The organism is Roseofilum sp. Guam (assembly GCF_017746735.1).
In the GTDB taxonomy this organism is placed as follows: Bacteria; Cyanobacteriota; Cyanobacteriia; order Cyanobacteriales; family Desertifilaceae; genus Roseofilum; species Roseofilum reptotaenium.
In genome coordinates, this window is the sequence record NZ_JAGHZN010000093.1 from 1 (window position 1) to 9,459 (window position 9,459).

General features: G+C 44.3%; 9 protein-coding genes and 1 pseudogene. 5 read left to right on the top strand and 5 right to left on the bottom strand.

Going from position 1 to position 9,459, the window contains the following annotated elements; genetic code table 11:
• The first annotated feature begins 360 nt into the window (after window positions 1-360).
• From J7529_RS23710 to J7529_RS23730, 5 genes and pseudogenes are all read left to right on the top strand, one after another.
• Window positions 361-1,169: pseudogene (locus J7529_RS23710) on the top strand (hypothetical protein).
• 56 nt (window positions 1,170-1,225) lie between these two features.
• Window positions 1,226-2,080, top strand: coding sequence for an alpha/beta hydrolase (locus J7529_RS23715; protein ID WP_318731023.1), 855 nt, complete (start codon window positions 1,226-1,228; stop codon window positions 2,078-2,080).
• Between the two features lie 54 nt (window positions 2,081-2,134).
• The gene (locus J7529_RS23720; RefSeq protein WP_318731024.1) at window positions 2,135-3,478 is read left to right on the top strand and encodes an adenylosuccinate synthase; all 1,344 of its coding nucleotides are present in this window, start codon (window positions 2,135-2,137) and stop codon (window positions 3,476-3,478) included.
• Window positions 3,479-3,549: 71 nt separating this feature from the next.
• A complete protein-coding gene (locus J7529_RS23725) occupies window positions 3,550-4,143 on the top strand; it encodes a 50S ribosomal protein L25/general stress protein Ctc (protein ID WP_318701286.1) in 594 nt (197 codons plus the stop codon).
• A gap of 169 nt (window positions 4,144-4,312) precedes the next feature.
• Window positions 4,313-5,311: an adenosine kinase gene (locus J7529_RS23730; protein ID WP_318731025.1), complete on the top strand. Its 999-nt coding sequence runs from the start codon at window positions 4,313-4,315 to the stop codon at window positions 5,309-5,311.
• A gap of 78 nt (window positions 5,312-5,389) precedes the next feature.
• On the opposite strand, the gene J7529_RS23735 is transcribed toward J7529_RS23730, so the two are convergent.
• The 5 genes from J7529_RS23735 to rpmI all read right to left on the bottom strand — a co-directional run bounded on the left by J7529_RS23735 (window position 5,390) and on the right by rpmI (window position 9,263).
• Window positions 5,390-6,412 (bottom strand): hypothetical protein, encoded by a 1,023-nt coding sequence (locus J7529_RS23735; protein ID WP_318731026.1) that lies wholly within the window; start codon window positions 6,410-6,412, stop codon window positions 5,390-5,392.
• Window positions 6,413-6,521: 109 nt separating this feature from the next.
• The gene (gene dnaA, locus J7529_RS23740) at window positions 6,522-7,898 is read right to left on the bottom strand and encodes a chromosomal replication initiator protein DnaA (protein WP_318731027.1); all 1,377 of its coding nucleotides are present in this window, start codon (window positions 7,896-7,898) and stop codon (window positions 6,522-6,524) included.
• A 90-nt stretch (window positions 7,899-7,988) separates the two neighbouring features.
• The gene (locus J7529_RS23745) at window positions 7,989-8,516 is read right to left on the bottom strand and encodes a tetratricopeptide repeat protein (protein ID WP_318731028.1); all 528 of its coding nucleotides are present in this window, start codon (window positions 8,514-8,516) and stop codon (window positions 7,989-7,991) included.
• A gap of 129 nt (window positions 8,517-8,645) precedes the next feature.
• Complete coding sequence (gene rplT / locus J7529_RS23750) at window positions 8,646-9,002, bottom strand: 50S ribosomal protein L20 (RefSeq protein WP_271937781.1); 357 nt, start codon at window positions 9,000-9,002, stop codon at window positions 8,646-8,648.
• Window positions 9,003-9,065: 63 nt separating this feature from the next.
• Window positions 9,066-9,263, bottom strand: a complete 198-nt coding sequence (gene rpmI, locus J7529_RS23755) for a 50S ribosomal protein L35 (RefSeq protein WP_318731029.1) — start codon at window positions 9,261-9,263, stop codon at window positions 9,066-9,068.
• Between the last annotated feature and the right edge of the window lie 196 nt (window positions 9,264-9,459).

Here is a 9,459-nt window from a genome sequence, read left to right on the forward strand (position 1 = left end):
TGCGCTTAATAAGGCATCGACCAAGTAGTCCCATCCAGTAATCGAGGCGATCGTTACCTTATCGAAGGAATCAAGGACTGGTGAAAGCCTTTGCTGTAGCCTTTTCAGGTCTTTACAGTTCTGCCATCTTATACCCTTTCCCATGAAGCGCAGCTTCATAGGGAAAGGGTATGAGAGACTAAAGGAGGCGAAAGGATTTAATCTCAAGGGGTGACAAGGCAGCTCAAAGGTTGCTATAGCAACCTTTTTTGGTGGTATTTTGCCGAAAACATCAACTGAAAGGTCGCGATACTCCTACAGAGTCGCTTCGCGAACGCTAAAAGAGGTAAAGTGGTCTGGTAGAGACCACCAAAAATGCAAATGTTCCCTGAATTATATCAGAAAATCCTTAAAGCCCATTTGAGTCAACCACAATATTTAACGTTAAATCTGCTAGTATTAGTAGTGCAAGGGTGTCGAAATGTAGCCCTATCAAAAGTAGCAGAAAGATTTCCACAACCGATAAAAGTAGCTAGTCGAGTCAGAAGTATTCAAAGGGTGTAGACTTTGTTTTGCGTCAAAGAAAGAGTACATATATTGCCGAAAACTTGGATGATTACCAGTCCTTAGAGAGTCTAGAAATCAGACCGGGAATGAGCCGATTTTACCGAGAAGTCTATTGTGGGAAATCTCATCAGCTAGGGCCGTTTAATCTGGCGGCTTATTGGAAAAGAAAGTATAGAGGCAAGGGACCAAAGGAAGCTTGGTTTATCCTGACGAGCTTAGATAATATAGACTTAGCGTTCTCATTTTATTGTTCTCGATGGGGGATAGAAACAATGTTCAAAGATTGTAAAACTGGAGGCTATAATCTAGAGAATACGAGAGTCAATGAGCAACGACTATTGTCCACTATATTAGTCATAGCCATGGCTTATACTTGGGCAACCCTAAAAGGAATAGCTTGGGAAAAAATGGAGGTAAGTCCCTATATTGCCCGGATTACAGAAAAGGAACGTAAAGTAAAACGCCACAGTCATTTTTATATCGGATGCTATGGATTATTGTGGGCTCACTCCTTTCAATATTGGTCTTCTTTGGCTCAAGAACTGATGGATTCTAAACCTCATAAACGCTTATTTTTCCAGAAGGGATTAAAGGTTCTATCCCTTATCAAGTCTACTCTTTAGTCTCCTTGTCACCCCTTAAGGGTTTTGAATTGTGCATCTTTAATCATTGAATGGATATGACACTTCTATTTAGGAATTCTCGAATTAAACTCTCTCCTGGAATCCTGTTTTGGCGAGAAGTGGGTCAGGGAAAACCGATTCTTTTTTTACATGGGTCTTGGGATGAGGGGGGTCAATGGGTGGGGGTAATGGAGCGGTTGGGCACAGATTACCAGTGTTTTGCTCCAGATTTATTGGGATTTTCGGAGTCGGATCGACCCAATGTCCATTATTCGGTGACGCTACAAACGGAGTGTTTATTGGAGTATGTCCAAGCTCTGAAGTTAGACTCGGTTTATCTGGTCGGCCATTCCCTGGGTGGATGGATTGCAACGCGCTATGCTTTAGCGCATCCTGAACGGGTGAAGGGATTAGTTCTATTGGCTCCGGAAGGGGTACATGTACCGGAATTAAAAGATCGATGGAAGCAAGCATCTTGGCTAGTAGGGCCGAAATCGTTTTGGGTACAGTTCCTGAAAGTTTTGTTACCGGTAGCTCGATGGATGGGAAAAGCTAAATCTCTAGAAGCGCTGTTCGAGAAGCGATCGCACTTTCTCCAATTCTTCCCCGCTTGTCAGATGCTGTTTTTACGCAGAGCTAAAGAAATTCAAGCAGAATATGTTGAGGATGACTTGCCCCATCTCACGGTTCCCAGTTTACTACTCTCTGGTCTGTCGAGCCATAACGGTCATCCAGAAATTGACCCGCTATCCCAAGTGTATAGCGAACGAATGCGAAATTTGAAGGAGCAAACTTTACCGACTGGCGCTTCAGATTGGCCGCGCAGCCATCCGGATGGGGTGGCTCAAGCCATTCGTGAGTTTATTGAGGCGATCGAAACCCCAGAAAAGCGATCGGAGGACTTGACATAAGAAAATGAAATCCACAATAATAGTAGATTGTGCGATCGCTTGAGAGAAAGACCCTTGGCTAACGTTATCGTAATTGGTGCCCAGTGGGGCGATGAAGGAAAAGGAAAAATCACGGATCTCCTGAGTAAATCAGCAGATGTCGTTGTTCGTTATCAAGGCGGAGTCAACGCTGGACATACAGTTGTTGTCCAGGGCCAAACCTTCAAACTGCACCTGATTCCCTCTGGTATCCTCTACCCCGATACGGCCTGTATCATCGGTGGCGGCACAGTGATCGATCCCAAGGTACTCATCGGAGAAATCGATCAACTCCATCAGCTCAATGTCTCTACAGAGCAGTTGATGATTTCTGAAACCGCCCACGTTACGATGCCCTACCACCGGCTAATCGATCAAGCTTCAGAAGAAAAACGGGGAGAACACAAAATTGGAACCACCAAAAGGGGTATTGGCCCGACCTATAGCGATAAGTCTGAACGCACGGGTATTCGTATTGTTGACTTGATGCAACCAGACATTCTCCGCAAGCAACTGCAATGGACGGTTGAGTACAAGAATGCCATTATTGAAAAGCTCTATGACTTACCGCCCCTCAATCCCAAAGAAGTCATTGAACAATACTTAGAATATGCCGAACGGTTGCGCCCCTATGTGGTGGATAGTTCCCTGAAAATCTATGAAGCCATTAAAAAGCGCCACAATATCCTCTTTGAAGGTGCGCAAGGAACACTGCTTGACTTAGACCATGGAACCTATCCCTATGTCACCTCCTCCAACCCCATTGCAGGCGGTGCCTGTGTCGGTGCAGGGGTTGGACCAACGGTGATTGACCGGGTGATTGGGGTTGCCAAAGCCTATACTACCCGCGTAGGTGAGGGGCCCTTTCCCACAGAACTGAACGATGAAATTGGCAAAGAATTAGGGTCTGTAGGGGCTGAATTTGGCACGACTACCGGTCGTCCCCGACGCTGTGGTTGGTTTGATTCGGTGATTGGTCGCTATGCAGTGCGAATTAATGGACTGGATTGTTTGGCCATTACCAAGCTTGATGTTCTGGATAATATCGATGAAATTAAGGTCTGTGTAGCCTATGAAGTCGAGGGCCAACGGTGCGAGAATTTTCCCACTAACGCCCGGATTTTTGCCAAATGTAAACCGATTTACGAAACGATTCCAGGGTGGAAACAATCGACGGCTGAGTGCCGAACCTTGGAAGATTTGCCTAAAGCTGCCTTAGATTATCTCAAATTTCTAGCAGAACTGATGGATGTGCCGATCGCGATTGTATCCCTGGGAGCGAGTCGCGATTGCACAATCATCGTTGAAGACCCCATCCACGGGCCCAAACGGGCCTTACTTGATGCTAATGGTATTCCAGTGAAGACCAATGGTCACTAACTGTCAGTTGGTCTAAATCTGGCCATGGCTTCAATTCAACCTGAGTAAAAATCAACACTGAAACAGACATTATGGAACTTACTATTGAGTGTCACCAAAGAGAAGCGGGAAGCAAAGCCAGAGCCTTACGCCGTTCTGGATTAATCCCAGCTAATTTATATGGCCATAAGGGCAATGAATCGATTTCTTTAACTGTGGATGATAAAACAGTTCAAAATTTGCTTAAAAGTGCAGTGGTCAACAATACCCTGATTAATGTTAATATTCCGGAACTCTCTTGGAACGGGAAAGCTCTGTTGCGGGAAGTACAACGGCATCCTTGGAAAGGGTTTCCCTATCATCTGAGTTTCTTTTCGATCGCCTCTCAGAAGAGTGTAGAAGTGGATGTACGCTTAAACTTTGTCGGAGAGGCGATCGGGGTGAAACAATCGGGTGGCTTGCTCGATTCTCCCCTGAGTGAAGTGCGCGTTCAATGTCCTCCCGATCGAATTCCGGAAGTGATTGATGTAGATGTGACGGATTTGGCTGTTGGCGGTTCTCTAGCAGTTAAAGATCTGAATATCCCCGAAGGAGTCAAAATTATGGCAGAACCGAAACAGTTGGTGGTTACTGTTTTGGCTTCTAGGGTGACTCGGAAAATGGCGGAAGACGAAAATCAAGGTTAGAGGGTTGTTCTTATATGACCCAGTTGGGGCGGATTACGATTCGCCCTTTTTTGTTATGCTACGCGCTTTTAGGGAGTCGGGAGTCAAATAGGCAGTAGGGAATCAAAAAAGGTTTTCCCTCTTGTCTCTCCTATTCCCTTTTTGAATATAAGGAGTATCAAGAATTAGCATGAGTAATCAATTGGATGTTTTTGGTGTCGGTAATGCGTTGGTGGATGTGCTGGCGTTGGTCGATGACTCGTTTATTACTGAACAGGCCCTAGAGCGCGGAGTGATGACTCTGGTAGATGCCGAAGCTCAGGGGAAAATTCTGGGAGGACTCCAGCGAGATAGCCTGAAATTAAGGTCTGGAGGGTCTGCGGCCAATACGATGATTGCGATCGCCCAAAGTGGGGGTACAGGATTTTATACGGGTAAAGTCGCCCAAGATGAAAACGGCGAGTTTTATGCCCAAGATATGAAAGCAGCAGGAATTGAGTTTGAAGTTACTCCTGCTCCTATCGAAAACGGCCCTACAGGCACTTGTGTGGTCTTGACGACTCCCGACGCAGAGCGCACCATGTGTACCAATTTGGGAGCTTCTAGTACCCTTTCCCCCAGTGATATTGATGTAGAGAAGCTCAAACGCTGTCAATATAGCTATGTGGAAGGTTATCTCTGGACAGGGGATGATACCCGAAAAGCGAGCATTGAAACCATGGAGCAGTCTAAACGCCATGGCGTGAAAGTGTCCTTTACCCTTTCTGACCCGTTTTTGTTGCACAGTTTCCGCGATGATTTCCGCAATGTGGTCACTGACTATTGCGATGTGCTGTTTTGTAATGCTGATGAAGTGCGTCAGTTTTTAGACTTGAAAGATTTGGACGCTTGCGCCCAAAAGGTTGGAGAAATGGTCAATCTTGCCTTTATTACGGATAGTGATAAGGGCTGTTTAGTGGTCGAAAATAAACAAATCATTACGGTAGAAGGGTTTCCTGTCAAACCTCTAGATACCGTAGGTGCAGGAGATGCCTTTGCTGGTGGTGCCTTGTATGGACTGACTCATGGGTATAGTGCCCCACAAGCTGCTCGTTGGGGGAATTATCTGGGATCGGCGATCGTTCAGATCCAAGGCCCCCGGTTAGAAAAAGCCCCCGTTGACCAGATGGCAAGCATTCTAGGAGCTTAGGCATCCTTTCCAAATTCTGTAGGAGTGGGTTCTTTACCCCCTTATAACCCGCCTTCACTCGACTAGGATTATAAACGATCATCTACGAAAAGACCGAGTCCATCGAGTCCTCCGCCAGATGAGGGTAAACCCGAACACTCCCCAGATCCCCCCCAGTAGTCCTAGAGGTTGTCTGCTAGGTTGCTGAGGGATTTCAGGGGAGCTGATAAAGGGTTGAGTAATCGATGAGACGATATTTAAGTTGATCGGTTGTTGACTGCCTAGAGTAACCGTTGGGTTAGTCGTTGGAGCAGTTGGCGGTTTTTGGACACTACCCTGAGCGATATTAAGAGCCACACTAAATCCAAACAGGGTTAAAACACCATAGAGACTGGCTAATCCCAGCGATCCCCAGGAGAGGAACCGTAACCAATAGAGGTGAATGCGGGACACATATCCTTGTTGACGGTAAAAGACGAGGATTATTCCAATGAGGGGCATCCAGACGATATCGATTAACTGATGAGCTAGATCGAGGCGATCGAGGGTAGAACTAGGGTTGATGTGGATCAGGTATTCTACTGTTTTGAATAGGGTCAGTACCAGTAAACCATATCCTCCCCATTGCAGTAATTCATAGGATTTTTCTTCCACTCGACTTGAGAGGTATAGCCCATCTCGTGAGTTAGGAAAGGTTTGTGAGCTGGCGGTTTCTGAGTCACTCGGTAGGGTGTGATAATGGTTTTCCAGTTCCGCTAGTAGGGTTTTAGTTTCACTGTATTGGGGAAGGTGGGGAGCTTGAGAAAAGAGATCAAGGGCAACTTGATAACTGGCGATCGCAATTTCACAATACAAGCGATGATTTCCTTGGGGACATGAGGCAATCAATTCTGCAAAGCGACACAGGGTTTTGGCTAAACTCACTGCTGTGGTGGATTTTGATGTTGTCCCTTTTTCAGTTACCCAACGAGTTAATTCTTGGGCAAAGTCGGAGTTGAGTAAACTGGCGTTACTTTCTAACAACGGGTAGATGACTTGGCGATCGCCTGGATTGTTATGGATGGCTTTGAGCAATTGACGCAACAGGGACTGTTGCTGTTGGGAGCGGCTATCAGTTTTCATGATCACCAAGAGAGAATAGGAGAGACTATAGGGGACTTCAAAATCACAGGGTCAAACTCCACAAATCATAGCAATCTCTAGGCCAAAATTCTCATTTTTCTAATGATTCTCAGATCCTGCCCTGGGAACGACTAACCAGAGTGATGCGATCACCGAGTTGTCGCAGTAGCTTCGCCAAATCTGGATCATTCTCCCGTCTCTGCCCCACTTTATCACAGCTATACATAACCGTTGTATGGTCTTTTCCTCCAAATTCTTCTCCAATTTTAGGCAAACTCAAGTCTGTATGTTGACGCATCAGATACATGCCAATTTGACGCGCTTGACTAATTTCCCTGCGTCTTGAATTGCTCTTTAAATCCTCTGGACTCACCTGAAATTCTTCGGCAACTACAGCAATAATCACATCCGCAGAAACCTCGCCATTAGCAGCCGGTGGATTCAAGACCGGCGCGATATTTTCTACCGTCATCGATAATCCCGAAATCGACATATAAGCGACTGTCCGGATTAATGCCCCTTCTAATTCCCGAATATTCGATGTATAATTCGTGGCGATATATTCAATTACGGCTTGGGGTAAATCTAAATTTTCATACTCTGCCTTTGTTTGCAAAATTGCCATTCGTGTTTCTAAATCAGGGGGTTGAATATCAGCAATTAATCCCATTGAAAACCGGGAACATAAACGCTCTTGGAGTTGAGGCATTTGACTGGGAGGACGATCTGAGGCTAAAACGACTTGTTTTCCCGCTTCATGTAAGGTATTAAAGGTATGAAAGAATTCTTCTTGAGTGGATTCTTGACCCTCAATAAATTGAATATCATCCACTAACAAAACATCCGCGGTCCGATAGTGATCGCGAAATCCTTGGCGACTATCTTGACGAATAGCTGTAATTAAATCATTCGTAAATTTTTCAGTCGAGACATAAAAAACTTTAGCATCTGATCGAATTTTCAGCCGATAATGTCCAATCGCTTGCATGAGATGGGTTTTCCCTAGACCCACACCTCCATACAGAAACAAAGGATTAAAACTCAGTGGATTATCTCGTCCCGGAGATTCAGCAACCGCTAGAGATGCGGCATGAGCCATGCGATTATTGGAACCCACCACAAAATGCTCAAACACATATTTAGGATTAAGTTCGGTGGGTTTTGGATAAGTATAAGTTTTCGGAATCGTAGGATTTGAAGACCAAAATAGATTCAAGCTTTCTGAGGACTTTTCTTGATTAGCAACCTTTATTTGGATCGTCACTGAATGACCTACAATTTCTTCTATGGTCGTGTTAATAATGTTGATATAATTAGCTTGAAGCCAGTTGCGAGCAAATAAATTTGGAGTTTCAAGAATCAGACAATTTTCTTTCAAGTCAATTGCCATAGCTGTTTTAATCCAAGTCTCAAATGTTGGCTGACTTAGCTTTTTTTTAAGCCTATCCAGAACTTGAGTCCACAGGCTATCGAGGGAATTTTTCACAGCTCACTCTCCCAATTTATGGACTAGACAACAGAAAAAACAATTCTAGAAGATTCAACCCCATTTTCACAAGGACTATCTAGGAGCTTTTTATTCTGATGGAGTTAAGCGTTTCTTTAAAGAATTAGCTCTTGTTTTAGCTGTTTTATTGTTTGGATCAACCTTCAGAGCATGATCGTAGCTTTCTAACGCTTGCCTTATCAAATTCTTTTTCTCGTAGGCAAAGCCTAGGTTATTGAACGCAATAACATAGTCTGGAGCCATCTTTAGAGCTTCTTTATACTGTCGGATCGCCAAATCATATTGCTCTTTCGCGACATATGCATATCCTAAAGCGTTATACACCAAAGCACTTTCTTGCTCAGGAATATCATCACACTTGAGTGATTTTTGAAAGAGCTGAATCGCTTGGCTATACAGCTTTTTCTCAGAGTAAAGACAACCCAGCTCATAGTATTCCTGGGCTGTCCCTTTATTGGATTTCAGTTTTTTTTGCAACTGGGAAAAGACAGCTTCAGAACGCCGAGTTTTCAGAACTTGACGAAAAATGAACCAAGCTGAAACAGCAAGCAAGATTAGAAATATAGAAAGATAAGTGATCGGCAGTGAAGTTTCCATCAGAATCTATGTTGGTATCCTCTCCTGTTATTGTACTGCGTAAGAGGCAATATCCAATACCTAGTTTCCTCTTATAATCAACTGTTTTTCTTCTTATCTATCAGTTCCTCACTCTGTTTCCAAAACTGTCTAGGCACTCTTTTGAGCAGCTAATTCCACTACTTTACTAAATCCTTGAGGATCGAGAATAGCCATCTCTGCTAACATTTTCCGGTTAAGCTGGATATTTGCTTTTTTTAGATTACCCATTAGCTTACTATAACTCACTCCGTTTTGACGAGCGGCTGCATTGACACGGACAATCCACAGACGACGAAAATCACGCTTACGTTTACGGCGATCTCGGTACGCATTCCGCAACGCCTTCATCACCTGTTGATTGGCTGTCCGAAAGAGTTTAGAGTGAGACCCACGAAAGCCTTTAGCCAGCTTTAAAATCTTCTTACGGCGTTTCCGAGCAACATTACCCCGTTTGACTCTTGGCATAATCGTTTATCCTAACTTGATTGAGTTGAACATCTGAACTAGATTTAGTGGAATGAAACTCCCTTAAAGGTAAGGCAACATTAAGCGGACATTTTCTTCATCTCTCTCACATACTATTGTGATCTGAGAAAGCCTGCGCTTGCGAGTTGTACTCTTATGCTCAAGCAAGTGATTCTTATTCGCTTTACGACGTAGAACCTTACCACTTCCTGTAACTCTAAATCTCTTAGCCGCTGCCTTGCGGGTTTTTAATTTAGGCATACTCTATTACTACTCCATTCAATTAACACAATCTATAAGTATAGCAGAAAATCATACAAAAATGAATTCAAGGGCCAACAAACGAACAAGCCCCTTTGTAATAAAGGGGCTTGTTTGAAAAATGGACCTGGCACCGAGCTATTTTGCCCAAGGGTGACCCCCAAAGTATCGTCGCCGCTGCTGTGTTTCACTGCCG